The sequence below is a fragment of the Streptomyces aureoversilis genome, assembly GCF_042657885.1.
In the GTDB taxonomy this organism is placed as follows: Bacteria; Actinomycetota; Actinomycetes; order Streptomycetales; family Streptomycetaceae; genus Streptomyces; species Streptomyces aureoversilis.
Genome location: NZ_JBHSKJ010000012.1, coordinates 66,542 through 91,286, shown reverse-complemented (window position 1 = coordinate 91,286; position 24,745 = coordinate 66,542). Strand labels below are relative to the sequence as shown.

Here is a 24,745-nt window from a genome sequence, read left to right as displayed (position 1 = left end):
CCGTACCGGCCCGCGGTGGGCCCCGCGGAGCGGCCGGCCTGCCCCGGCACGCCCGCCCCGGGGCAGGCCGGAGGCGGGCGCACCGCCCCGCGACCCGCCCGGGGCCGGGAGGCGGTGCCCGCCTGCTGCCCTACCCCTACGGGCTACGGCAGTACTAAGGGTTACGGCCGTACTCCGGGTTACGGCATACGCCCCGGGGCGCGGCGGCACCCCGGGTTACGGCAGCACCCCCACCGCACGCGCCAGCCGCGGCGAGGCGTACTCCGTACCGCAGACGAACCGCATGACCGGGCCGTAGCTGGCCGCGGCCGGCAGGCCCGTGAAGAACAGCCCCGGTACCGAGGCCCGGTAGCCGGGGCCGAGCCGGGGGCCGCCCGCGCCGACGGCGAGCCTGGTGCGCAGGCCGTGGCCGAGGAAGTCCATGGCCGCGAGGTCGACCCGGTAGCCCGTCGCCGCGATGACGTGGTCGGCGGCGAGCTCCCCCGCGCCCGAGCCGTCCGGGGCGGCGAGGCCGAGGACGGGGCGGCCCTCCTCGACGCGGGCCGAGGTGATCCGCTTGCCCTCCGAGACGTGGACCCGGCCGATGAAGCGCTCGCGCAGCCACCAGGCGCCGAGCGGCCCGAGCACCCGCTGCACCAGGAACCGGCGGGCGGGCGCCGGAAGATGGCGGAAACCATCGGCGTGGTACGAGAAGGCGTAGAGCGACCAGGCCCGGCCGAAGGGGGTGTCGGGCTTCAGCCGCGGCTGGCCGTCCGGCGCCGCACCGAAGCGGACGGCACCCTTCCGGCGGGCGACCACCCGCACCGACGCCGCCCCGGCGTCCGCCAGCAGCACCGCCGTCTCCAGCGCCGACTGCCCGGCGCCGATGACGACCACCTCGCGCCCCGCGAACCGCGACAGGTCCCGGTGCTGGGAGCTGTGCGAGATCGGCCCCGAGACGGACGGGCCGTCGGGGACGGCCGCGGCCAGCTCGGGCGGCAGCTGCTCCAGGCCGCTCAGGCCCGTGGCGATCACCACCGCGCGGGCGGCGAACTGCTCCCCGGAGTCCAGCTTCAGCTCGAAGTCCGCGGCCCGCCGGTCGACGGACACCACGCGCACCTGCTCCAGCTCGGGCACCAGGCGCTCCTGGAACCACAGGCCGTAGCGCGAGAACGTCTCGACAGGGATGGTGTCCCAGTCCGACTCGAAGCGCCGCTCGCCGGTCTCCCGGCAGAAGTCGAGCAGGGTGTGGCCGGGCTGCGGCGCGTCGATGCTGGAGGCCGAGGGGGTGGATTTCAGGATCATCCCGGCGGGCATGTGCTCGCGCCAGCTCACCATCGGCGAGCCGAAGACGCGGGTCGCTATCCCACGGGCCCGCAGGTGGGCGGCGGTCGACAGTCCGTACGGGCCGGCCCCGATGACTGCTACGGGAAGTGTCACGAGTCCCCTCCCAGGGCGTTACTCGCTATGCATGACCGGTACTCGTTGATGACGGCGGACACTCGGTGACGGTGATTCGTCAGCGGCTGTTGGGCGGTGGTCCTTGGGCAGTGGTCATTCGGCGGTGATCATTCGGCAGTGGTCATCCGGCGGTGGACGCGGCGGCACGCCTGGAGCGCCACATCTGCCACAGGTGCCGCACGCCCGGTCGTACGAACCGGGCGAGCATGGTGAAGAAGGGCTTCATGTCGTCGCGCGCGAGCCACGCCAGCTCCGTACCGGTGGGGCGCGGCGGCGCGTGCGGGGTGCTGTAGCCGCTGCGGCGGTAGGCGGCGAGGGCCGGCAGGTCGATGTTCTCCACGATGAACCGGCGTCCGGCGGGCTGCTCGCCCTCCGGCACCCTGCGCCCGGTCAGGTCCAGGTGCTGGGCCCGGACGACGTCGATGCCGGCCTCGCTCTCGAAGAGCCGGAACTGCGCGCCCATGCGGGGGTTGAAGTCCAGCAGCTTGTACCGGCCGTCGCGGCGGTCGAACCGCCAGTCCAGGTCGACGATCCCGCAGAAGCCGATCTGCTTGATGAACTGGGCCGTCATGTCGGCCAGTTCGGGATTGTCCACGACGTAGGCGTTGGCGGTCATGCCCGCGTGCGGCGGCCACGAGCGCACCTTCACGCCCGTGAACATCGCGAGCGGGGTGCACTCGGCGTCGAAGTAGGCGTGCACGATCCAGTCCTCGGCCTGCTCGCGGGGCAGGTACTCCTGGAGGATCACGCCCGGGGACGGGCCCCAGCCGCGCGCCAGCTGCAGCAGCTCGCGCGGCCCGCGGATGCGGGTGGTGCCGTGCACGGCGGGCTTGCGGCGGCGCTCGAACGCCTCCCTGTTCTTGGCGACGAGGGGGAAGCGGGCGCGCTCCGCGAACTCCTCGATCTCCTCGAACGACGCCGGGAACAGGGCCTCCGGGGACGGCACCCCGTGCTCCACGCACAGCTCGTGCAGCCCCTGCTTGCTCGCCAGCCTGCGCGGCAGCTCCGGCTCCACGGGCGGGAAGAGGAAGCTGCCGGAGAGCTCCCCGGCGTGCTCGGCGATGAGCACCGCGGCCTCTTCGTCGGTGGGCACCAGGACCGCGGGGCGGCCGATCTCGCGGCCGATCCGCAGCAGGCCCTCGACCAGCTCCCCGGGCCGCTCGGTGCCCGTGGTGCGCCAGACGAAGCCGCCGCGCAGATAGCGCGAGACGGCGGCGGGCGTCCAGCGGTCCTCCGTGATGGCGTACATGGGGATGCCGAGTCTGCCGAGGCTGCGGATCGCGCCCACCCCGCCGTGGTGCAGGGGATAGTCACCGATCTTCACGATCAGCCCTGGAACGGACCGGTCCGCCGCGATGGGCGTGCTCCTGCTCGCCACCAGCATCCCCCTCGGCCCCTCAGCCGCAGCGGCCCCCCACTGTGCCTGGCCCGATTAAGGACGCTACTTCGGAATCGCCGCTTCCAGCAAGGAATTACCGGATATTGAGCGCTCTTTAGCCGGAGCTCGGACAATGGTTCGGACGATCTGCGGGCAGCCGTTCGGAAGGTGTCCGAAGGACCGTCCGGAGGGCCGCCCGAAGGGCCGTCCGGACGCCCCTCCGCGCAGCGCTCCTGGCAGCCCTCCGGACCCGCCCCGGGCGCACGGGCGGAGCCCTCCGCGAGACCCCCTCCTGACACCCCTTGCCTGCCGGCCACCAGCACGTAATGTGGGGCCGCGGGCCCCGGCGGGGCCCACCGGCTTCCCGGAGCGTCCAGGAGAGAGCGAGGCAGCGTCCCATGCCCCAGCACAGCCCCCGCGAGCTTGCCGAAGGCGACCCCTTCGGAGCGGACACCCTCCCGTACGGCGTCTTCACGACCGCCGACGCCCCGGACCGGCCCCGCATCGGCGTCCGCTACGGAACCTCCGTCCTCGACGCGGCGGCCGCCGCGGCCGCCCACGGCTCCGCGCACACCGCCCTGCTGGAGCAGCCCACGCTCGACCCCCTCCTGGCCGCCGGCCGGGCCGTCTGGCAGGCCGTGCGCGCCGAGGTCCGCACCTGGCTGGCCGACGGGCCCTTCCACCCGCTCGCCGACGTGACGCTGCACCTGCCCTTCCAGGTCGCCGACTACGTCGACTTCTACTCCAGCGAGCACCACGCCACCAACGTCGGACGCATCTTCCGCCCCGACGGCGAGCCCCTCACGCCGAACTGGAAGCACCTGCCCATCGGTTACCACGGGCGCGCCGGCACCGTCGTCGTCAGCGGCACCGACGTCGTGCGCCCCCAGGGCCAGCGCAAGGCGCCCTCGGAGGCGGCCCCGTCCTTCGGTCCCTCGCGGCGCCTCGACATCGAGGCCGAGGTCGGCTTCGTCGTCGGCACCCCGGCCGGTGCGCCCGTGGGCCTCGCGGACTTCCGCGAGCACGTCTTCGGCGTCTGCCTCGTCAACGACTGGTCCGCGCGCGACCTGCAGGCCTGGGAGTACGTCCCCCTCGGCCCGTTCCTCGGCAAGTCCTTCGCCACCTCCGTCTCGGCCTGGATCACCCCGCTCGACGCCTTCGACGAGGCCCGCACGGCGCCGCCGGAGCGCACCCACCCGCTCCTGCCCTACCTCGACGACTCCACGGCCGAGCCCGGCGGCATCGACCTGCGCATCGAGGTGACGGTCAACGGCACGACGGTCTCCCGGCCGCCGTTCTCCGCCATGTACTGGACCGCCGCCCAGCAGCTCGCGCACATGACGGTCAACGGCGCGACGCTGCGCACCGGCGACCTGTTCGCCTCCGGCACGGTCAGCGGCCCCGAGCCCGACCAGCTCGGCTGCCTCCTCGAACTCACCGCCGGCAAGGGCCCGTGGCTGGAGGACGGCGACGAGGTCACCCTCACGGCCTGGGCACCCGGCCCGGACGGCGCCCGGATCGGCCTGGGCGAGGTCACCGGCCGCATCCTCCCGGCCCGCGACGTCCCCGCCCACGGCGACGCCACGCCGTGACCGCCGGCGCCCCGCCTCCGACGCTCCCCGAGGAACTGCTGCTGCTCTGCTTCGACCCGGTCAGCGGGCGCAAGCTGATGCGCTCCGGCCACTCCTCGGCGTACGGCGTGGCCGGGGCGGCGCTGGCCGAACTGCGGCTGGCCGGGCGGGTCGTGGAGGAGAGCGGCCGGGTGAGGGTGACGAACCCGCTGCCGCCCGACGACCCGCTGCTGGCCGCGGCGATGGCGAGCCTGGCGCAGCCCGGCAAGGACGCGAAGCGCGGCGGGCCGCGGACGGCCCGCTGGGTGCGGAGCGCATCGGGGCGTCTCGAAGAGGCCTGTCTGGCCCGGCTGGTGGAGAGGGGTGCGCTGCGCGTGGAGACCCGCCGCTTCCTCGGACTCATCCCGTACCAGCGCTCTTCCATGGGCCCGCTGGACCTGACGACGGCGGCGCGGGAGCGCTTCGAGCTGGCCCGGCGCGGCGGATTCGCCGATCCGCGCGCCCGCGCGCTCGCCGCGCTGGCGTCCGCCATCGGCATATCGGGGGCGCTCTGCCCCGGCCGGGGACGGCGGACCGAGCGGCAGGCCATGCGCCGGCTCATCCGTACGGACTGGGCAGCGCGGGCCGTGCACAAGAACGTGATGAGTGACAGCGCGGACGGCAGCAGCGGGGGCGGAGGCGGGTGATCCCGCCGAACCCCCGCCGCGGAGTGCGGACTTCCGGACGGCCGGACCAGGACTGCTAATTTGTCGTGTCCAGAACCACTCGGAGGAGACACGTGCGCAAGGCAGTACAGATCACGGGGGCGGCGCTCTGCGCCGCTGTGCTGATGACCGGTTGCAGCAGCGGGAGCGACGGCGGCAAGGACGACAAGAAGGCCGGGGGCACCACGCCGTCCTCCCAGGCCCCGGCGGAGCAGCCGTCGGCGCCCGCCGCCGACGCCAAGCGCGTGACGGCGGCCGAGCTCGCGGGCGGCTGGGCCAACGGCGGCAAGCTCACCGACAAGAGCCTCGTCATCCTGTCCTTCGCCCAGGACAAGGTGATGCTCAGCGGGAAGACCGCCTGCTCGGGCACGCTCGTCGACAACTCCCAGCCGGCGACGATCAACATCAAGCACTGCCAGGACGGCAGCACGGACTACAGCACGGGCACCATCAAGGACTTCGACGGCAAGTCCTTCACCGTGACCTGGGCCTCCGGCAAGCAGGACAAGATGAGCAAGGCCGTGGGCGGCGACGGCAAGCCGGCCGGCCTCCCGGGCGGCCTGCCCGCGAAGCCGGCGAGCTGACACATGGCTTCGCCCCGGCCCCTTGGGGGACCGGGGCGAAGCCTCGTCCTTCTCTCCCGCCGCAACGGCGCTCAGCCGCGACGGCGGAGCCCGGCGGTGCCTACCGCACGAACACCCCTGCCTGGCCGGCCAGATCGAGGAAGTACTGCGGCGCCACGCCGAGAACGAGCGTGACCGCAACACCGATCGCGATGGCCGACGACGTCAGCGGGCTCGGCACCGCCACCGTCGGCCCGTCCGCCTTCGGCTCGCTGAAGAACATCAGCACGATCACCCGGACGTAGAAGAACGCGGCGATCGCCGAGGACACCACACCGACGATGACCAGCGCCCCCGCCCCGCCCTGCGCCGCCGCCTTGAACACGGCGAACTTGCCCGCGAAGCCGCTCGTCAGCGGAATGCCGGCGAACGCCAGCAGGAAGACCGCGAAGGTGGCGGCCGTCAGCGGCGAACGGCGGCCCAGGCCCGCCCACTTGGACAGGTGCGTGGCCTCCCCGCCCGCGTCGCGCACGAGCGTCACGACCGCGAAGGCGCCGAGGGTGACGAAGGAGTACGCGCCCAGGTAGAACAGCACGGACGACACGCCGTCGGGGGTCGTCGCGATGACGCCCGCGAGGATGAAGCCCGCGTGCGCGATGGAGGAGTAGGCCAGCAGCCGCTTGACGTCGGTCTGCGTGACGGCCACGATCGCGCCGACCAGCATCGTGATGATCGCGACGCCCCACATCACCGGCCGCCAGTCCCAGCGCAGCCCCGGCAGGACCACGTACAGCAGCCGCAGGAGGGCGCCGAAGCCGGCGACCTTGGTGGCCGCGGCCATGAAGCCCGTGACGGGCGTGGGGGCGCCCTGGTAGACGTCCGGCGTCCACATGTGGAAGGGCACCGCGCCGACCTTGAACAGCAGCCCCATCAGCACGAGAGCGGCGCCGATCAGCAGCAGGGCGTCGTTGCCGGTGGTGCCGGCGAGGGCCGGGTCGAGCGTCCGGACGGAGCCGTTCACGACGTCGGCGATGCCGGAGTAGGTGACCGTGCCGGCGTAGCCGTAGAGCAGGGCCACGCCGAACAGCAGGAAGGCCGAGGAGAAGGCGCCGAGCAGGAAGTACTTCACGGCCGACTCCTGCGACAGCAGCCGCTTGCGGCGGGCCAGCGCGCACAGGATGTACAGCGGGAGGGAGAAGACCTCCAGCGCGACGAAGAGCGTCAGCAGGTCGTCCGCGGAGGGGAAGACGAGCATGCCGCCCACCGCGAAGAGCACGAGGGGGAAGACCTCGGTGGTGGTGAAGCCGGCCCTCACCGCGTCCTGCTCGGCCTTGCCGCCGGGCACGGCCGCGCCCTGGGCGGCGAAGGAGTCGACGGGCCTGCCGTGCGCCGCCGGGTCCAGGCGCCGCTCGGCGAAGGTGAACACGGCCACCAGGGAGACGAGGAGAATGGTCCCCTGCAGGAACAGCGCCGGGCCGTCGACGGCGACGGCGCCCATGGCGGCGGCGTGCGCCTTGCCGGTGGCGTAGCCTCCGGCGGCCAGGGCGACGACGGCGGCGAAGGCCGCGGCCAGGGCGACGCAGGACAGCAGCAGTTGCGCGTGGTAGCGGGCGCGCCGCGGGAGGAAGGCCTCCACGAGGATGCCGAGCACCGCGGCGCCGAGCACGATCAGCGTCGGTGACAGCTGGGCGTACTCGATGTGCGGCGCCGGGATCTTCTGCGGCGCGGCGGCCGACATCGTCCACAGGCTGTGGACGGATGCTGCGTGGCTCACTTCGCGGCCTCCACATCGTTCACGTCGGGCTGGGGGTCGGCCTCGTGCACCTGCGACATCGTGTGCCGGACGGCCGGGTCGAGGATCTCGGTCACCGGCTTGGGGTAGACGCCGAGGAAGAGCAGCAGGGCGATCAGCGGGGTGACGACGGCCAGCTCGCGCGCCCTGAGGTCGGGCATGCCCCGCACCTCCTCCTTCACCGGCCCGGTCATGGTGCGCTGGTAGAGCACGAGGACGTAGAGGGCGGCGAGCACGATGCCGAGGGTGGCCACCACACCGGCGGCCGGATAGCGGCTGAACGTACCGACGAGGACGAGGAATTCGGAGACGAACGGCGCGAGGCCCGGCAGCGACAGCGTCGCGAGACCGCCGACGAGGAAGGTGCCGGCGAGGACCGGGGCGACCTTCTGCACGCCGCCGTAGTCCGCGATGAGCCGCGAGCCGCGGCGGGAGATCAGGAAGCCGGCGACGAGCATCAGCGCGGCCGTGGAGATGCCGTGGTTGACCATGTAGAGCGTCGCGCCGCTCTGGCCCTGGCTGGTCATCGCGAAGATGCCGAGCACGATGAAGCCGAAGTGGGAGATCGACGCGTAGGCGACCAGCCGCTTGATGTCGCGCTGCCCGACCGCGAGCAGCGCCCCGTAGAGGATGCTGATCAGCGACAGGACGACGATGACGGGCGTGGCCCACTTCGAGGCCTCCGGGAAGAGCTGGAGGCAGAAGCGGAGCATCGCGAAGGTGCCGACCTTGTCGACCACGGCGGTGATCAGCACGGCGACGGGGGCGGTGGCCTCGCCCATGGCGTTGGGCAGCCAGGTGTGCAGCGGCCACAGCGGCGCCTTCACGGCGAAGGCGAAGAAGAAGCCGAGGAACAGGGCCCGTTCGGTGGTGGTCGCGATGTCCAGCTTGCCGGCGGCGCGCGCCTGGACGATCTCCTGGAGGGAGAACGTGCCGGTGCCGAGCTGGTCGGCGGTGACCGCGTACAGCCCGATGACGGCGGCCAGCATGATCAGCCCGCCGACGAGGTTGTAGAGGAGGAACTTCACCGCGGCGTACGAGCGCTGGGCGGCGGCGTCCCCCTCGGTGCGCTCGCCCGCGCGGTCCCCGAAGCCGCCGATGAGGAAGTACATCGGGATGAGCATGGCTTCGAAGAAGATGTAGAAGAGGAAGACGTCGGTGGCCTCGAAGGAGATCACCACCATCGCCTCGACCATGAGGATCAGCGCGAAGAAGCCCTGGGTGGGGCGCCAGCGGGAAGATCCGCTCTCCTGGGGGTCGGCGTCGTGCCAGCCGGCCAGCATGATGAACGGGATCAGCAGCGCGGCCAGGGCGATCAGGACGACCGCGATGCCGTCCACGCCCAGTTCGTAGCGGACCCCGAAGTCCTTGATCCAGGCGTGGGACTCGGTGAGCTGGAAGGGCCCCTTCGCGTCGGGGTCGAAGCGCACGAGCTGCACGGCCGCCAGGACGAGCGTCGCGAGCGAGAAGGCGAGCGCGAGCCACTTGGCGGCGGTGCGGCGCCCGGCCGGCACGGCCGCGGTGGCGACCGCGCCGACCGCGGGGACCGCGGCCGTGAGCGTCAGCAGGGGAAAGGACATGGCTAAACCGCCCTCATCAGCAGGGTGGCGGCGATGAGCACCGCCGCACCGCCGAACATCGAGACCGCGTACGAACGGGCGTAGCCGTTCTGCAGCTTGCGCATCCGGCCCGACAGGCCGCCCACGGAGGCGGCGGTGCCGTTGACGACGCCGTCGACCAGGGTGTGGTCGACGTAGACCAGGCTGCGGGTGAGGTGCTCGCCTCCGCGGACCAGCACCACGTGGTTGAAGTCGTCCTGCAGGAGGTCGCGCCGGGCGGCCCGGGTGAGCAGGCTGCCGCGGGGGGCCGTGACGGGGACGGGCCTGCGCCCGTACTGCGCCCAGGCGAGCGCGACGCCGATCACGAGCACGACCATGGTGGCCGCGGTGACGGTCAGGGCGCTGACGGGCGAGTGTCCCTCGGCGTGCCCGGTGACCGGCTCCAGCCACTTCAGGAAGGTGTCGTCGATGCTGAACAGGCCGCCGGCGAAGACCGATCCGAAGGCGAGCACGATCATCGGGATGGTCATCGTCCGCGGCGACTCGTGCGGGTGCGGGAGCTCGCCGCGCTCGTCCGGCTGCCAGCGCTTCTCGCCGAAGAAGGTCAGCAGCATCACCCTCGTCATGTAGTACGCGGTGATGGCCGCGCCCAGCAGGGCCGCGCCGCCCAGGATCCAGCCCTCGGTGCCGCCCTTGGCGAAGGCGGCCTCGATGATCTTGTCCTTGGAGAAGAAGCCGGAGAGCCCGGGGAAGCCGATGATGGCGAGGTAGCCGAGGCCGAAGGTGACGAACGTGACCGGCATGTACTTCCGCAGGCCGCCGTAGCGGCGCATGTCGACCTCGTCGTTCATGCCGTGCATGACGGAGCCGGCGCCGAGGAAGAGCCCGGCCTTGAAGAAGCCGTGCGTCACCAGGTGCATGATCGCGAAGACGTAGCCGACCGGACCCAGCCCGGCGGCCAGGATCATGTACCCGATCTGGGACATGGTGGAGCCGGCCAGGGCCTTCTTGATGTCGTCCTTCGCGCAACCGACGATCGCACCGAAGAGGAGCGTGACCGCGCCGACCGTGACCACCGCGGTCTGTGCGTCCGGCGCCGCGTTGAAGATCGCGCCGGAGCGGGTGATCAGATAGACGCCGGCGGTCACCATCGTGGCCGCGTGGATGAGGGCCGAGACCGGCGTCGGGCCCTCCATCGCGTCCCCGAGCCAGGACTGCAGCGGCACCTGGGCGGACTTGCCGCAGGCGGCGAGCAGCAGCATCAGCCCGACGGCCGTCAGCTTGCCCTCGCCGGCCTCCGTGGCCCGCTCCAGGACGGGGCCGAACGCGAAGGTGCCGAACGTGGTGAACATCAGCATGATCGCGACGGACAGGCCCATGTCGCCGACGCGGTTGACGAGGAAGGCCTTCTTGGCGGCGGTGGCCGCGCTCGGCTTGTGCTGCCAGAAGCCGATCAGCAGGTACGAGGCGAGGCCGACGCCCTCCCAGCCCACGTACAGCAGGAGGTAGTTGTCCGCGACGACGAGCAGGAGCATCGCGGCCAGGAAGAGGTTGAGATAGCCGAAGAAGCGCCGCCGCCGCTCGTCGTGCGCCATGTAGCCCACCGAGTAGAGGTGGATGAGCGTGCCCACGCCCGTGATCAGCAGGACGAAGGTCATCGACAGCTGGTCGAGGTGGAAGCCGACGTCCGCGCGGAAGCCGCCGACGGGCACCCAGCTGAAGGCCGTGGCGTCCAGCGTGCGGTCGTCGGCGTCGCGGCCGAGCAGCGCGGCGAAGAGCACCACGCCGATCGCGAGGGACACCGCCGCGAACAGCGTGCCGATCCAGGGCCCGCCGCGGTCGAGCCTGCGCCCGCCGCACAGCAGCACGGCCGCGCCCAGCAGCGGTGCCACGACGAGCAATCCGATGAGGTTCTCCACGTCAGCGTCCCCTTACAGCTTCAGCAGGCCGGCGTCGTCCACCGAGGCCGAGTGCCGGGAGCGGAAGATCGTCACGATGATGGCGAGGCCCACCACGACCTCGGCCGCGGCCACGACCATCGTGAAGAAGGCGATGATCTGGCCGTCGAGATTGCCGTGCAGCCGGGAGAAGGTGACGAACGCCAGGTTGCAGGCGTTCAGCATCAGCTCGACGCACATGAAGATGACGATCGCGTTCCGCCGGATGAGCACGCCGGCCGCCCCGATGGTGAACAGGAGGGCCGCCAGATAGAGGTAGTTGACCGGGTTCACTTGCTCGCCCCCTTCGCGCCTGAGTCCTCGCTGCGGCCGCGCTCCTGCCAGTCGCCCGAGCGCTGTTCCAGGGCCGCCAGGTCCTCCAGGGCCTCGCCGGAGACGTCACGGACCTGGCCGCGGGCCCGCAGGGTGGGGCTGACGGTGAGGTCGGACGTGGTGCCGTCGGGGAGGAGGCCCGGGATGTCGACGGCGTTGTGCCGGGCGTAGACGCCGGGGGCGGGCAGCGGGGTGATCTGCTTGCCCTCGCGGACGCGCCGCTCGGCGAGCTCGCGCTGGGTGGCGGCGCGCTCGGTGCGCTCGCGGTGGGTGAGCACCATCGCGCCGACGGCCGCGGTGATCAGCAGGGCGCCGGTGATCTCGAACGCGAAGACGTACTTGGTGAAGAGGAGGGCGGCGAGGCCCTCCACATTGCCTCCGGCGTTGGCCCGGCCGATGCCGCTGAACTCCTTCAGGGAGGCGTTGGCGATGCCGGCCATGAGGAGGATGCCGAAGCCGAGCACGCACAGCGCGGCGAGCCACCGCTGGCCCTTGATGGTCTCCTTGAGGGAGTCGGCTGCGGTGACGCCCACGAGCATGACGACGAAGAGGAACAGCATCATGATCGCGCCGGTGTAGACGACGATCTGGACGACGCCCAGGAAGTAGGCGCCGTTGGCGAGGTAGAACACCGCCAGGACGATCATGGTGCCGGCGAGCGAGAGGGCGCTGTGCACGGCCTTCTTCATGAGGACGGCGCCCAGCGCCCCGAGGACGGCGACGACCGCCAGGATCCAGAACTGGACCGCCTCACCCGTCGAGGTGGTGGAGGCGGCCGATGCGGCCAGGGAGGAGACGACCGGAGAAGAGGCGGTCATGCGTCGGCCCCTTCCTCGTCGGGCTTCTCGCCTTTGGTGACCGCGACCTGGCGGACCGTGCCGGGCGCGGCCTCCGTCACCAGGCCGCGGTAGTAGTCCTGTTCGGTCATGCCGGGGAAGATGGCGTGCGGGCTGTCGACCATGCCCTCCTCCAGGCCCGCGAGCAGCTCCTCCTTCGTGTAGATGAGCGACTCGCGGCTGTTGTCGGCCAGTTCGTACTCGTTGGTCATGGTGAGGGCGCGGGTCGGGCACGCCTCGACGCACAGGCCGCACAGGATGCAGCGGAGGTAGTTGATCTGGTAGACGCGTCCGTAGCGCTCGCCGGGCGAATAGCGCTCCTCGTCCTTGTTGTCCGCGCCCTCCACGTAGATGGCGTCGGCGGGGCAGGCCCAGGCGCACAGCTCGCAGCCGATGCACTTCTCCAGGCCGTCCGGGTGCCGGTTGAGCTGGTGGCGGCCGTGGAAGCGGGGGGCCGTGGGCTTCTTGTACTCCGGGTACTGCTCGGTCAGCCGCTTCTTGAACATGGCCTTGAAGGTCACGCCGAAGCCGGCCACGGGATTGCGGGGGGTGTCGCGGGGATCATCGCCCCGCGCGGGTTCGGTAGCCACCGCCGTCAGCCCTCCTTTCCGTCACGCACAGTATCGGGCCCGCCACTGACAATGAGCTCTCCGTCACGGCGCGGCCTGCGGCGCGGCACCGGCGGGAGGGTCTGCCCGGGCAGCGGCGGCACGGGGAACCCGCCGCCCGTCGGGTCGAACTCCCGCTCCGGCGCGGCCTCCCCGTCGCCCTGGCCGCGCTCGCCCTTGCGGAAGATGTCCGCCACGAAGGAGAGCAGCAGGACCGCGACGACGGCGCCGCCGACGTACAGCACGATCTGCTGGAAGTCGTAGTTCTCGTTCCGCAGGGCCCGCACCGAGGCGACGAGCATCAGCCACACCATCGAGACCGGGATGAGGACCTTCCACCCCAGCTTCATGAACTGGTCGTAGCGCAGCCGCGGCAGCGTCCCGCGCAGCCAGATGAAGAAGAACAGCAGCAGCTGCAGCTTGATCACGAACCACAGCATCGGCCACCACCCGTGGTTCGCGCCCTCCCAGAACGCCGAGACCGGGTACGGGGCCCGCCAGCCGCCCAGGAACAGCGTCACCGCCACCGCCGAGACGGTGACCATGTTGACGTACTCGGCCAGCATGAACATCGCGAACTTGATGGAGGAGTACTCGGTGTTGAAGCCGCCGACCAGGTCGCCCTCGGACTCCGGCAGGTCGAACGGCGCCCGGTTGGTCTCCCCCACCATCGCCACGATGTAGACCAGGAAGGACACCGGCAGGAGCAGCACGTACCAGCGGTCGTGCTGGGCCTCCACGATCGCCGAGGTCGACATCGACCCGGAGTAGAGGAAGACGGCCGCGAAGGAGACGCCCATCGCGATCTCGTAGGAGATCATCTGCGCGCACGAGCGCAGGCCGCCGAGCAGCGGGTACGTCGAGCCGGACGACCAGCCCGCGAGCACGATGCCGTAGATGCCCACCGAGGCCGTGGCGAGGATGTAGAGCACGCCGATCGGCAGGTCCGTCAGCTGCATCGTGGTGCGGTGCCCGAAGATTGAGATCTCGTTGCCGGCCGGGCCGAAGGGGATCACGGCGATCGCCATGAACGCGGGCACCGCCGCCACGACCGGGGCGAGCAGATAGACCGCCTTGTCCGCCCGCTTGACGATCACGTCCTCTTTCAGCATCAGCTTGATGCCGTCCGCGAGGGACTGCAGCATCCCCCACGGGCCGTGCCGGTTGGGGCCGATGCGCAGCTGCATCCACGCGACGACCTTGCGCTCCCAGACGATCGAGAACAGCACGGTCAGCATGACGAAGGCGAAGCAGAAGACCGCCTTGACGACGATCAGCCACCACGGGTCCCGGCCGAACACCGACAGGTCCTCGGCGGCCAGCCCGGTCAACCGGTGAGCCTGCACAGCTTCCACAGCGTTCACTACCGCGCCTCCGGTGTCCCGGTCCCGGTGCCCTCACCGGAATCCGCCCCGATCCGTACGAGCTCGCCGGGGCACGCGCCGGTGTCCCCGGCGACGCCACCGCCGGCCGAGTCCAGCGGCAGCCACACCACGCGGTCCGGCATGGCCGTCACGTGCAGCGGCAGCCGCACCGTCCCGGCCTGGCCCGTCACCGCGAGCAGCTCGCCGTCGCGCACGCCCACCTCCGCGGCGGTCGCCGCCGACAGCCGGGCGAACGCCGCGTGCCGCGTGCCGGCGAGGGCGTCGTCACCGTCCTGCAGGCGCCCCTGGTCCAGGAGCATCCGGTGGCCCGCGAGCACCGCCTCGCCCGCGGCCGGCTGCGGCAGCGGCCGGGCGGCCTCGACCGGGTCCGCGGCGTGCGCCCCGTCCCAGGGGCCGAGGCGGCGCAGCTCCGCGCGGACGGCGTCGACGTCCGGCAGGCCGAGCCCGATGCCCATGGCGTCCGCCAGCATGTGCAGCACGCGGGCGTCCGCCGGCACGTGGCGGCGCGGCAACTGATCGGGCTTGATCGCCACCTCGAACGGGCGGGCCCGGCCCTCCCAGTTGAGGAACGTGCCCGCCTTCTCCGCCACGGCCGCCACCGGCAGGACGACGTCCGCCCGGTCCGACACCTCGCTGGGCCGCTGCTCCAGGCTGACCAGGAAGCCGACGGCGTCGAGCGCTTCACGCGCGCGTGCCGGATCGGGCAGGTCCGCGACCTCGACGCCGCCCACCAGCAGGGCGCCCAGCTCGCCCCTGGCCGCCGCCTCCACGATCTGGCCGGTGTCCCGGCCGGGGCTGCGCGGCAGGTCGGACACGCCCCAGGCGGCCGCGGTCTCCTCGCGCGCGCGCGGGTCGGTGGCCGGGCGGCCGCCGGGCAGCAGCCCCGGCAGGGCCCCCGCCTCGATCGCGCCCCGCTCCCCCGCCCGGCGCGGGATCCACACCAGCTGCGCCCCGGTCGTCGCGGCCGCCGCGACGGCGGCCGACAGCGCGCCGGGCACGCCCGCGAGCCGCTCGCCGACGACGATCACGGCCCCGTCGGCGCGCAGGGCGTCGGCCGCGGCCTGCCCCGGGGCGTCCAGGCCCGCCGCGTCGGCCAGCGCGCGCAGCCACTCGGTCTCGGTGCCGGGCGCGGCGGGCAGCAGCGTGCCGCCGGCCTTCTCCAGGCCGCGGCTGGCGTGCGTGGCGAGCGCGAAGACGCGCTGCCCGTGCTTGCGCCAGGCCTTGCGCAGCCGCAGGAAGACGCCGGGCGCCTCCTCCTCCGCCTCGAAGCCCACCAGCAGCACCGCCGGGGCCTTCTCCAGCGCCGCGTACGTCAGCCCGCTGCCGTCGAGATCCCGGCCGCGGCCCGCGACGCGGGCTGCGAGGAAGTCCGCCTCCTCACCGCTGTGCACCCGGGCCCGGAAGTCCACGTCGTGCGTGTCGAGCGCCACCCGTGCGAACTTGGCGTACGCGTACGCGTCCTCGACCGTCAGCCGGCCGCCCGTCAGGATGCCCGCTCTGCCGCGCGCGGCCGCCAGCCCGCGCCCCGCGGCCTCCAGGGCCTCCGGCCAGCTCGCCGGCTCCAGCACCCCCTCGGCGCTGCGCACGAGCGGGTGGACGAAGCGCTCCGGGCGCTGCGCGTAGCGGAACGCGAAGCGGCCCTTGTCGCACACCCACTCCTCGTTGACCTCGGGGTCGTCGGCGGCGAGGCGGCGCATCACCTTGCCGCGCCGGTGGTCCGTCCGCAGCGCGCAGCCGCCCGCGCAGTGCTCGCACACCGACGGCGACGACACCAGGTCGAAGGGGCGCGAGCGGAAGCGGTACGCCGCCGAGGTCAGCGCGCCCACCGGGCAGATCTGGATGGTGTTGCCGGAGAAGTACGACTCGAAGGGCGCGCCCTCGCCCGTGCCGACCTGCTGCAGCGCCCCGCGCTCCAGCAGCTCGATCATCGGGTCGCCCGCGATCTGCTGGGAGAAACGGGTGCAGCGCGCGCACAGCACGCACCGCTCGCGGTCCAGCAGCACCTGCGGGGAGATCGGCACCGGCTTCTCGAAGGTGCGCTTGCGGCCCTCGAAGCGGGTGTCGGCCTGCCCCGCCGTCATCGCCTGGTTCTGCAGGGGGCACTCGCCGCCCTTGTCGCAGACGGGGCAGTCCAGCGGGTGGTTGATCAGCAGCAGCTCCATCACGCCGCGCTGCGCCTTCTCGGCGACGGGCGAGGTCAGCTGCGTCCTGACGACCATGCCGTCCGTGCACGTGATGGTGCAGGAGGCCATCGGCTTGCGCTGGCCCTCGACCTCCACGATGCACTGCCGGCAGGCGCCGGCGGGGTCGAGCAGCGGGTGGTCGCAGAAGCGGGGGATCTCGATGCCCAGCAGCTCCGCGGCACGGATGACCAGCGTCCCCTTGGGGACGGAGATCGCCGCGCCGTCGATCGTGAGGGAGACGAGGTCCTCCGGCGGCGGCTCCGCGCCCCCTCCTCCGGAGGGGGCAGACGTCGTGACCGTCACGCGTTCACCTCCAGGTGGGAGTTCTGCGGGCCGTCGGCCCACAGGGTCGACTTCGACGGGTCGAAGGGGCAGCCCCGGCCCGTGATGTGCTGCTCGTACTCCGCGCGGAAGTGCTGCAGCGAGGAGAGGATGGGCGCCGCGGCGCCGTCGCCGAGGGCGCAGAAGGACTTGCCGTTGATGTTGTCGGAGATGTCGGCGAGCTTGTCGAGGTCGGACTTGCGGCCCTTGCCGGCCTCGATGTCGCGCAGCAGCTGGACCAGCCAGTACGTGCCCTCGCGGCAGGGGGTGCACTTGCCGCACGACTCGTGCGCGTAGAACTCCGTCCAGCGGGTGACCGCGCGCACCACGCACGTCGTCTCGTCGAAGCACTGCAGCGACTTGGTGCCCAGCAGGGAGCCGGCGGCGCCCACGCTGTCGAAGTCCAGCGGCACGTCGAGGTGTTCGGCGGTGAACATGGGGCTGGAGGAGCCGCCCGGCGTCCAGAACTTCAGCCGGTGGCCCGGCCGCATGCCGCCGCTCATGTCGAGCAGCTGCCGCAGCGTGATGCCCATGGGCCCCTCGTACTGGCCGGGGTTCGCGACGTGGCCCGAGAGCGAATAGAGCGTGAATCCGGGGCACTTGTCGGTGCCCATCGAGCGGAACCACTCCTTGCCCTTGTTGAGGATCGCGGGAACCGACGCGATGGACTCGACGTTGTTCACCACGGTGGGGCAGGCGTAGAGGCCCGCGACGGCGGGGAAGGGCGGCCGGAGCCGGGGCTGGCCGCGGCGCCCCTCCAGGGAGTCGAGGAGGGCGGTCTCCTCGCCGCAGATGTACGCGCCCGCACCCGCGTGCACGGTCAGCTCCAGGTCCATCCCGGAGCCGAGGACGTTCTTGCCGAGGTAGCCCGCGGCGTAGGCCTCGCGCACGGCCTCGTGCAGCCGGCGCAGCACCGGCACGACCTCTCCGCGCAGATAGATGAAGGCCCGCTCGGAGCGGATCGCGTGGCAGGCGATCACGATGCCCTCGACGAGGGTGTGCGGGGCGGCGAAGAGCAGCGGGATGTCCTTGCAGGCCCCGGGCTCGGACTCGTCCGCGTTGACCACGAGGTAGTGCGGCTTGCCGTCGCCCTGCGGGATGAACTGCCACTTCATCCCGGTCGGGAAGCCCGCGCCGCCGCGGCCGCGCAGGCCCGAGTCCTTGACGTAGCCGATGACGTCGTCGGGGGCCATCGCGAGCGCCTTGCGCGCGCCCTGGTAGCCCTCGTGGCGCAGGTAGGTCTCCAGGGTCCAGGAGCGTGGCTCGTCCCAGAAGGCGCTCAGCACGGGAGCGAGCAGCTTTTCCGGGCTCGTCTCCCCCATCGCTGGTGCCATGGTCATCCCTCCCCCTCCTCGGTGACGGGTCCGGCGGGGTGGTCGGGGTCCGAGGCGGATGTCTTCTGCGGGGCGTCATGGGAGCTGAGGTGCTCGCCGGGCTGCTGCCGGTGCCCGGGGGAGGGCGGGGCGCCGCGGGGCGGGCCCACCCGGGCCGGGCCGGCGCTGTCGCCCTTGGCCAGCCGGAGCCCCGCCAGGGAGGCCGGGCCCGCCCCGCCGCTCGCCTCGACCGCGCCCGGGCGGGGGTCGGGGAAGCCGGCGAGGATCCGGGAGGTCTCCCGGAAGGTGCACAGCGGGGCGCCGCGGGTCGGATCGGCGCCGCGGCCGGCGCGCAGGTCGTCCACGAGGGCCTTGGCGCTCTCGACCGTCTGGTTGTCGAAGAACTCCCAGTTGACCATCACGACGGGCGCGAAGTCGCAGGCGGCGTTGCACTCGACGTGCTCAAGGGTGATCTTGCCGTCGGGGGTGGTGTCGCCGTTGCCGATGCCGAGGTGGCGGCGCAGGCCCTCGAAGATGGCGTCGCCGCCCATGACGGCGCACAGGGTGTTGGTGCACACGCCCACCTGGTACTCGCCGCCGGGCTCGCGCCGGTACATGGTGTAGAAGGTGGCGACCGCCGTGACCTCGGCGGTGGTCAGGCCGAGCACCTCGGCGCAGAACCGCAGGCCGGTCCGGGTGACGTGGCCCTCCTCGGCCTGCACGAGGTGCAACAGCGGCAGCAGCGCGCTGCGGCTGTCGGGGTAGCGGGCGATCACCTCCTGCGCGTCGGCCGCGAGCCGCTCCCGTACGTCGGCGGGATAGTCGGGCGCGGGAAGCCGAGGCATCCCGAGCTGTACGTCATGAGTCACCGGTCGACGCCTCCCATCACGGGATCAATAGAGGCCACCGCGACGATCACGTCGGCCACCTGGCCGCCCTCGCACATCGCCGCCATGGACTGCAGGTTGGTGAAGGACGGGTCGCGGAAGTGGACGCGGTAGGGGCGGGTGCCGCCGTCGCTGACGACGTGGACGCCCAGCTCGCCCTTGGGCGACTCGACCGCGGCGTAGACCTGGCCGGGCGGGACCCGGAAGCCCTCCGTCACCAGTTTGAAGTGGTGGATCAGGGCCTCCATGGAGGTGCCCATGATCTTCTTGATGTGGTCGAGGGAGTTGCCGAGGCCGTCGGGGCCCAGGGCCAGCTGGGCGGGCCAGGCGATCTTCTTGTCCGCGACCATGACCGGGCCGGGGGCCAGCCGGTCCAGGCACTGCTCGATGATCCGCAGGGACTGGTGCATCTCCTCCAGGCGGATCAGGAAGCGCCCGTAGGAGTCGCAGGTGTCGGCGGTCGGCACCTCGAAGTCGTAGGTGTCGTAGCCGCAGTAGGGCTGGGACTTGCGCAGGTCGTGCGGGAGGCCGGTGGCGCGCAGGATGGGGCCGGTCGCGCCGAGGGCCATGCAGCCGGCGAGGTCGAGGTGGCCGACGTCCTGCAGGCGGCCCTTGAAGATGGGGTTGCCGGTGGCGAGCTTGTCGTACTCCGGCAGGTTCTTGCGCATCTTCTTCACGAACTCGCGCACCTGGTCCACGGCGCCGGGCGGCAGGTCCTGCGCGAGGCCGCCGGGGCGGACGTAGGCGTGGTTCATGCGCAGGCCGGTGATCAGCTCGTAGATGTCGAGGACGAGCTCGCGGTCCCGGAAGCCGTAGATCATGATCGTGGTGGCGCCGAGCTCCATGCCGCCGGTGGCGATGCACACCAGGTGGGAGGAGATTCGGTTCAGCTCCATCAGGAGCACGCGGATGACCGACGCGCGGTCGGGGATCTGCTCCTCGATGCCCAGGAGCTTCTCCACGCCGAGGCAGTACGCCGTCTCGTTGAAGAACGGCGTCAGGTAATCCATGCGCGTGACGAAGGTGGTGCCCTGGGTCCAGGTCCGGTATTCGAGGTTCTTCTCGATGCCGGTGTGCAGATAGCCGATGCCGCAGCGGGCCTCGGTGACGGTCTCGCCGTCGATCTCCAGGATCAGCCGGAGCACTCCGTGGGTGGAGGGGTGCTGCGGACCCATGTTGACGATGATGCGCTCGTCGTCGGCCTGCTGGGCGGTGGCCGCGAGTTCGTCCCAGTCGCCGCCGGTGACCGTGTAGACGGTGCCTTCCGTCGTCTCGCGCGGGCTTGCTTGTGATGCGCTCATCAGCTGTACGACCTCCGCTCGTCCGGAGCCGGGATGCGGGCGCCCTTGTACTCGACGGGAACGCCGCCGAGGGGGTAGTCCTTGCGCTGCGGGAAGCCCTGCCAGTCGTCCGGCATCATGATCCGCGTGAGCGCGGGGTGGCCGTCGAAGACGATGCCGAAGAAGTCGTAGGTCTCGCGCTCGTGCCAGTCGTTGGTGGGGTAGACGTCGACGACCGACGGGATGTGCGGGTCGGCGTCGGGGGCGCTCACCTCCAGCCGGATCAGCCGGTTGTGGGTGATCGAGCGCAGGTGGTAGACGGCGTGCAGCTCGCGGCCCTTGTCGCCGGGGAAGTGCACTCCGCTCACGCCCGTGCACAGCTCGAAGCGGAGCGCGGGGTCGTCGCGGAGGGTGCGGGCGGCGCGGGGCAGGTGCTCGCGGGCGATGTGGAACGTGAGCTCGCCGCGGTCGACGACGGTCTTCTCGATCACGTTCTCCGGAAGGAGGCCCTGTTCCTCCAGGGCGCCCTCGAACTCGTCCGCCACCTCGTCGAAGTACCCCCCGTAAGGGCGGGTGGCCTCGCCGGGCAGCCGTACGGTCCGCACCAGGCCGCCGTAGCCGCTGGTGTCGCCGCCGTTGCGGGCGCCGAACATGCCGCGCTGGACGCGGACGGCCTCGCCGGTCTCCTCCCGCTGGGCGGGGACCTGCTCGGGGGGGACCCGTTCCTGCTCGCTCACCGCAGCAGCCCCTTCATCTCGATCAACGGCAGGGCTTTGAGGGCCGCCTCCTCCGCCTCGCGGGCGGCCTCCTCGCGGTGCACCCCGAGCTTCTCGCCCTGGATCTTCCGGTGCAGCTTCAAGATCGCGTCCATGAGCATCTCGGGCCGCGGCGGGCAGCCGGGGAGATAGATGTCGACCGGCACGATGTGGTCGACGCCCTGGACGATCGCGTAGTTGTTGAACATGCCACCGCTGGAGGCGCAGACGCCCATGGAGATCACCCACTTGGGGTTGGGCATCTGGTCGTAGACCTGGCGCAGGACGGGGGCCATCTTCTGGCTGACCCGGCCGGCGACGATCATCAGATCGGCCTGGCGGGGCGAGCCGCGGAAGACCTCCATGCCGAAGCGGGCCAGGTCGTAACGGCCGGCGCCGGTGGTCATCATCTCGATGGCGCAGCAGGCCAGGCCGAAGGTCGCCGGGAAGACGGACGACTTGCGGACCCAGCCGGCGGCCTGCTCGACGGTGGTCAGCGCGAAGCCGCTGGGCAGCTTCTCCTCGAGTCCCATGTGGTGCCCCCTAGTCCCATTCCAGGCCGCCGCGGCGCCAGACGTAGGCGTAGGCGACGAAGACGGTGAGCACGAAGAGCAGCATCTCCACGAGCCCGAACAGACCCAGGGCGTCGAAGGTGACGGCCCAGGGGTAGAGGAAGACGATCTCGATGTCGAAGACGATGAAGAGCATCGCCGTCAGGTAGTACTTGATCGGGAAGCGCCCGCCGCCCGCGGGCTGCGGGGTGGGCTCGATACCGCACTCGTAGGCCTCGAGCTTGGCGCGGTTGTACCTCTTGGGCCCGATGAGCGAGGCCATGACCACGGAGAAGATCGCGAAGCCTGCCCCGAGGGCTCCCAGTACGAGGATGGGCGCGTAGGCGTTCACCGCTCCTCGCTCCTTCCAGTCGACGCTGACTGCCGGCTTACCGGACCCGGTCGGGCGCACCGCCCACGGTGACGACCACCGGAGATCACCGCGAAGATCACCGATATGTGAGGCAGTTCACAAGCCCGGGTCGATTGCATCCTATGCCCGCCGGTCTGTGATCTGCGACACGGGGTACACACCCGCGTTTGTGATCTCCACCACCTGACGAACGATCATCAAGTCGGATGAGCGGCGATCTTCATACACGAAGCGGCCGAGTGATCACCAGAGGTGACAATCGGATGCTCCAGAGCTGGTCGGAAGGGTGTCGCATTATCAAGCGATGCCGCGCGCACGCAAATTGGCACCGGGTGCCTTCAACTGATATAGGAGCGCTGTCCGCTGACCCGGCATCGCCTCGGAGGCCGCGCCGGGCGACGACTGGTGCCTCCGTTCACGAGAGCTCGTACGGGGCGGGCGGGACGTGAGCTGCGCCACGCGCCGGACGGGTCTAGGGCCGGTTTTGCCGGGTAGCCTCGACACGTGAGCCGTGATGGTGATATGACCATCGCCGATCATGACCGATGGCCAAAACCCCATGCTGAGGCGGCTGATAGGGGTCGGCAGGGCGCGGGGCGCCGTGATGTTCCCGTGATCAAATGCCCGAATTCTGGGCGCGTCCACGTCAATTGTGACGCACGTCACCTTTATTGAACTCAACCTGCGCGGACTGATAGTCCGTTGTCCCATGTCCCCCAACGCGCACATAACCAGCCACCGGAAGCCCCGTCGTACGGCCACCCAGTCGTGGGTCGTCCGCACTGGTGTTGCCGGTGGCGTCCTCAGCACCCTGGCCGTGGCCGGCGCCGGTTCCGCCACCGCCGCCGAGAAGCCCGTCGAGGCGACCGTCGAGATGCCCGCGGTCAACGCGGCCCTGGCCACGTCCATCGCGCAGAGCGCGGCGGCCACCCAGCAGACCGCCTTCGACTACCAGGAGCGCGCGCAGCAGGACGAGGCCACCAGCAAGGTCGAGGCCGCCGCCAAGAAGGCCGCCGACGAGGCCGAGCGCAAGGCGGAGGCCGAGCGCAAGGCCGCCGCGGCCAAGGAGAAGCGCGAGAAGGAAGAGGCCCGCGCCTCCCGCGCCAACGAGCGCCAGAGCCTGAGCAGCAAGTCCGCCGCCCAGACCTCCGAGGACGCCGACGCCCCCGCCTCGTCCCCCTCCAAGAGCAGCGGCACCGCCACCGGCAGCACCGCCTCCCTGGTCTCCTTCCTCCGGGCCCAGGTCGGCAAGGCGTACGTGATGGGCTCCACCGGCCCGTCCTCCTACGACTGCTCCGGCCTGGTCATGGCCGCCTACAGCCAGATCGGCATCGACCTGCCGCGCGTCTCGCAGGACCAGTCGACGGCCGGCACCCAGGTGTCGACCTCGAACCTGCAGGTCGGCGACATCCTCTACTGGGGCTCCGCGGGCAGCGCGTACCACGTGGCCGTCTACATCGGCGGCGGCAAGTTCATCGGCGCGCAGAACCCGAGCACGGGCATCGTCGAGCGCGACATGAGCTACTCCCCGCCCACGGGTGCCGTCCGCGTCCTCTGACGCCGGACCGCCCAGCGGCTCGCACACCTGCGAAGGGCCGCCGTCCCACCGCTCGGGACGGCGGCCCTTCGGCATGCCCGCCGGCGGCCGTGTCCCCCGCACGGCCCGCGGCGCGGCCTGCCCGCACGGACACCCTGCGACCCCCGTCGCCCCCAGGACGTCCGTGCCTCCCCCGGTACCGGGGCGGACGCTCCGAGCCGCATGAGAAGCGCCCGTCCCGGTATGTGAAGTCTGCAATCACCGTCACCGCGGGGACAAAGCCCTTCGGCGGACACCGAATCCGGGCCCCCCGTAAAGTTGTCCAGATCTGGACAGTTGGCCGATACCGCCGGGGCGCTACCTTCGGTCACCGTGCTACGCATCCACTTCGGCCCCGAAGATCTCGGCAGGGTGCGCCTCGTGCCCGGCCCCGATCCGCTGGCGGAGGCGGCGCTGAGCCTGCCCGTGCTGCAGAACCGGTGGATGGGCGGGATCGCCCTGGACGGCTGGCGGCACCGCACCCAGCGCGGCCTGAGCCCCCTCATGCGGCCCCTGCTGGAGCTCGCCCCGGCCAACATGGGCGAGTACCTCCCCGAGGCGTTCCTGCACGCCGAGGACGGGGCCGGCTCGCTTGCGGAGAGCCTGGAGTCCGTGTGGTCCCTGCCGCGGAAGGTCTGGACGGCCGAGCTGGAGTGCGCGCTGGACCACCGCCCCGTGCCGCAGTGGTTCGGCGACCTGCACACCGCCGACCGCCCGGCCGCCCGCACCGTCGACCAGGCCTTCCGCTCGTACTGGGAGACGGCCCTCGCGCCGTACTGGTCGCAGGTCACCGCCTGCGTGCAGGCCGACCGCACGCGCCGCATCCGCACCGCCGCGGAACAGGGCGTCGAGCACCTGCTCTCCACCCTGCACCCCACCGTGCGCTGGGAGTCGCCCGTGCTGCACGTGCCCTGCATGCACAACGAGGGCTTCCACCGGGAATTCCACGACGTGCACCTGGCGGGGCGCGGCCTGACGCTCACGCCCTCGTTCTTCTGGCCGCACCCCACGGCGCGCGCCCACAGCGCGGACGACGAAGCGCCGATCGACCTGTGCTACCCCGTCGCCCTCGAACTGTCCGCCTACCAGGCGGTCCTCTCCCGCCCCGCCGCGCCGGGCGAACTCGGGCGGCTCACCGCACTGCTCGGGCGCACCCGCGCCCGCGTGCTGGACGCGGCGGCCGAGGGCGGCAGCACCGCACAGCTCGCCCGCCGCACCGGTATCTCCCCGGCCTCGGCGAGCGAGCACGCGACCGTGCTGCGGGAGGCGGGCCTGCTCAGCACCACCCGCACGGGCCCCTCCGTGCACCACACGCTCACCCCGCTGGGACAGGCGCTGCTCAACGGGGTGGTGTGATCAGCGGACCGGAGCGGGCGGCCCGGGGCGCCCGGAAGCCACCC

At 71.8% G+C, this 24,745-nt stretch carries 21 protein-coding genes; 5 read left to right on the top strand and 16 right to left on the bottom strand.

The window, feature by feature from the left end:
- Positions 1-216 precede the first annotated feature (216 nt).
- Positions 217-1,419, bottom strand: a complete 1,203-nt coding sequence (locus tag ACFPP6_RS21525; RefSeq protein ID WP_382044809.1) for an FAD-dependent oxidoreductase — start codon at positions 1,417-1,419, stop codon at positions 217-219.
- Between the two features lie 142 nt (positions 1,420-1,561).
- Positions 1,562-2,824 carry a carboxylate--amine ligase gene (locus ACFPP6_RS21520; RefSeq protein ID WP_382044806.1) on the bottom strand — a complete coding sequence of 421 codons (1,263 nt, stop codon included), beginning with the start codon at positions 2,822-2,824 and terminating at the stop codon, positions 1,562-1,564.
- 392 nt (positions 2,825-3,216) lie between these two features.
- On the opposite strand from ACFPP6_RS21520, the gene fahA reads away from it, so the two are divergent.
- From fahA to ACFPP6_RS21505, 3 genes are all read left to right on the top strand, one after another.
- Positions 3,217-4,410 (top strand): fumarylacetoacetase, encoded by a 1,194-nt coding sequence (gene fahA / locus ACFPP6_RS21515; RefSeq protein ID WP_382044803.1) that lies wholly within the window; start codon positions 3,217-3,219, stop codon positions 4,408-4,410.
- The gene (locus ACFPP6_RS21510; protein WP_382044800.1) at positions 4,407-5,075 is read left to right on the top strand and encodes a GOLPH3/VPS74 family protein; all 669 of its coding nucleotides are present in this window, start codon (positions 4,407-4,409) and stop codon (positions 5,073-5,075) included. Before fahA ends, ACFPP6_RS21510 begins: the two co-directional genes overlap by 4 nt.
- 92 nt (positions 5,076-5,167) lie before the next feature.
- Complete coding sequence (locus ACFPP6_RS21505) at positions 5,168-5,677, top strand: hypothetical protein (RefSeq protein ID WP_382044797.1); 510 nt, start codon at positions 5,168-5,170, stop codon at positions 5,675-5,677.
- Between the two features lie 100 nt (positions 5,678-5,777).
- Here the strand turns inward: ACFPP6_RS21505 and nuoN are convergent, their stop codons facing one another.
- The 14 genes from nuoN to ACFPP6_RS21435 are packed head-to-tail and all read right to left on the bottom strand — an operon-like array spanning position 5,778 to position 21,748.
- Complete coding sequence (nuoN, locus tag ACFPP6_RS21500) at positions 5,778-7,430, bottom strand: NADH-quinone oxidoreductase subunit NuoN (RefSeq protein WP_382044794.1); 1,653 nt, start codon at positions 7,428-7,430, stop codon at positions 5,778-5,780.
- Positions 7,427-9,028, bottom strand: a complete 1,602-nt coding sequence (locus ACFPP6_RS21495; protein WP_382044791.1) for an NADH-quinone oxidoreductase subunit M — start codon at positions 9,026-9,028, stop codon at positions 7,427-7,429. Before ACFPP6_RS21495 ends, nuoN begins: the two co-directional genes overlap by 4 nt.
- A 2-nt stretch (positions 9,029-9,030) precedes the next feature.
- Positions 9,031-10,926 carry an NADH-quinone oxidoreductase subunit L gene (nuoL, locus tag ACFPP6_RS21490; protein WP_382044788.1) on the bottom strand — a complete coding sequence of 632 codons (1,896 nt, stop codon included), beginning with the start codon at positions 10,924-10,926 and terminating at the stop codon, positions 9,031-9,033.
- A 12-nt stretch (positions 10,927-10,938) separates the two neighbouring features.
- Positions 10,939-11,238 carry an NADH-quinone oxidoreductase subunit NuoK gene (gene nuoK, locus ACFPP6_RS21485; RefSeq protein WP_058047640.1) on the bottom strand — a complete coding sequence of 100 codons (300 nt, stop codon included), beginning with the start codon at positions 11,236-11,238 and terminating at the stop codon, positions 10,939-10,941.
- Entirely contained in the window at positions 11,235-12,095 is an 861-nt protein-coding gene (locus ACFPP6_RS21480; RefSeq protein WP_382044785.1) for an NADH-quinone oxidoreductase subunit J, read from the bottom strand. The genes nuoK and ACFPP6_RS21480 overlap by 4 nt, the downstream gene beginning before the upstream one ends.
- Positions 12,092-12,703, bottom strand: coding sequence for an NADH-quinone oxidoreductase subunit NuoI (gene nuoI / locus ACFPP6_RS21475; protein WP_382044782.1), 612 nt, complete (start codon positions 12,701-12,703; stop codon positions 12,092-12,094). The genes ACFPP6_RS21480 and nuoI overlap by 4 nt, the downstream gene beginning before the upstream one ends.
- 5 nt (positions 12,704-12,708) lie before the next feature.
- Complete coding sequence (gene nuoH / locus ACFPP6_RS21470) at positions 12,709-14,052, bottom strand: NADH-quinone oxidoreductase subunit NuoH (RefSeq protein ID WP_382044779.1); 1,344 nt, start codon at positions 14,050-14,052, stop codon at positions 12,709-12,711.
- Positions 14,053-14,084: 32 nt separating this feature from the next.
- A complete protein-coding gene (locus ACFPP6_RS21465; RefSeq protein ID WP_382044776.1) occupies positions 14,085-16,592 on the bottom strand; it encodes an NADH-quinone oxidoreductase subunit G in 2,508 nt (835 codons plus the stop codon).
- On the bottom strand, positions 16,589-17,950 hold the full coding sequence (gene nuoF, locus ACFPP6_RS21460) for an NADH-quinone oxidoreductase subunit NuoF (RefSeq protein WP_382044773.1): 1,362 nt from the start codon (positions 17,948-17,950) through the stop codon (positions 16,589-16,591). Before nuoF ends, ACFPP6_RS21465 begins: the two co-directional genes overlap by 4 nt.
- Complete coding sequence (gene nuoE, locus ACFPP6_RS21455; RefSeq protein WP_382045154.1) at positions 17,947-18,768, bottom strand: NADH-quinone oxidoreductase subunit NuoE; 822 nt, start codon at positions 18,766-18,768, stop codon at positions 17,947-17,949. The genes nuoF and nuoE overlap by 4 nt, the downstream gene beginning before the upstream one ends.
- 20 nt (positions 18,769-18,788) lie before the next feature.
- Entirely contained in the window at positions 18,789-20,111 is a 1,323-nt protein-coding gene (locus ACFPP6_RS21450) for an NADH-quinone oxidoreductase subunit D (RefSeq protein WP_382044770.1), read from the bottom strand.
- Entirely contained in the window at positions 20,111-20,827 is a 717-nt protein-coding gene (locus tag ACFPP6_RS21445; protein ID WP_382044767.1) for an NADH-quinone oxidoreductase subunit C, read from the bottom strand. Before ACFPP6_RS21445 ends, ACFPP6_RS21450 begins: the two co-directional genes overlap by 1 nt.
- Entirely contained in the window at positions 20,824-21,378 is a 555-nt protein-coding gene (locus ACFPP6_RS21440; protein ID WP_058047632.1) for a NuoB/complex I 20 kDa subunit family protein, read from the bottom strand. The genes ACFPP6_RS21445 and ACFPP6_RS21440 overlap by 4 nt, the downstream gene beginning before the upstream one ends.
- A gap of 10 nt (positions 21,379-21,388) precedes the next feature.
- On the bottom strand, positions 21,389-21,748 hold the full coding sequence (locus ACFPP6_RS21435; protein WP_058047631.1) for an NADH-quinone oxidoreductase subunit A: 360 nt from the start codon (positions 21,746-21,748) through the stop codon (positions 21,389-21,391).
- A gap of 730 nt (positions 21,749-22,478) precedes the next feature.
- Here ACFPP6_RS21435 and ACFPP6_RS21430 point away from each other — a divergent pair.
- A complete protein-coding gene (locus ACFPP6_RS21430; protein WP_382044762.1) occupies positions 22,479-23,327 on the top strand; it encodes a C40 family peptidase in 849 nt (282 codons plus the stop codon).
- Between the two features lie 351 nt (positions 23,328-23,678).
- Positions 23,679-24,701, top strand: a complete 1,023-nt coding sequence (locus tag ACFPP6_RS21425) for a winged helix-turn-helix domain-containing protein (protein ID WP_382044759.1) — start codon at positions 23,679-23,681, stop codon at positions 24,699-24,701.
- Positions 24,702-24,745 lie beyond the last annotated feature (44 nt).

Excerpts from the sequence above, each read along its gene's own strand:
- ACFPP6_RS21520 (WP_382044806.1), bottom strand. The coding sequence starts at position 2,824 with ATGCTGGTGGCGAGCAGGAGCACGCCCATCGCGGCGGACCGGTCCGTT.
- fahA (WP_382044803.1), top strand. The coding sequence starts at position 3,217 with ATGCCCCAGCACAGCCCCCGCGAGCTTGCCGAAGGCGACCCCTTCGGA.
- ACFPP6_RS21495 (WP_382044791.1), bottom strand. The coding sequence starts at position 9,028 with ATGTCCTTTCCCCTGCTGACGCTCACGGCCGCGGTCCCCGCGGTCGGC.
- ACFPP6_RS21480 (WP_382044785.1), bottom strand. The coding sequence starts at position 12,095 with ATGACCGCCTCTTCTCCGGTCGTCTCCTCCCTGGCCGCATCGGCCGCC.
- nuoF (WP_382044773.1), bottom strand. The coding sequence starts at position 17,950 with ATGACCATGGCACCAGCGATGGGGGAGACGAGCCCGGAAAAGCTGCTC.
- nuoE (WP_382045154.1), bottom strand. The coding sequence starts at position 18,768 with ATGCCTCGGCTTCCCGCGCCCGACTATCCCGCCGACGTACGGGAGCGG.
- ACFPP6_RS21450 (WP_382044770.1), bottom strand. The coding sequence starts at position 20,111 with ATGAGCGCATCACAAGCAAGCCCGCGCGAGACGACGGAAGGCACCGTC.
- ACFPP6_RS21440 (WP_058047632.1), bottom strand. The coding sequence starts at position 21,378 with ATGGGACTCGAGGAGAAGCTGCCCAGCGGCTTCGCGCTGACCACCGTC.
- ACFPP6_RS21430 (WP_382044762.1), top strand. The coding sequence starts at position 22,479 with ATGTCCCCCAACGCGCACATAACCAGCCACCGGAAGCCCCGTCGTACG.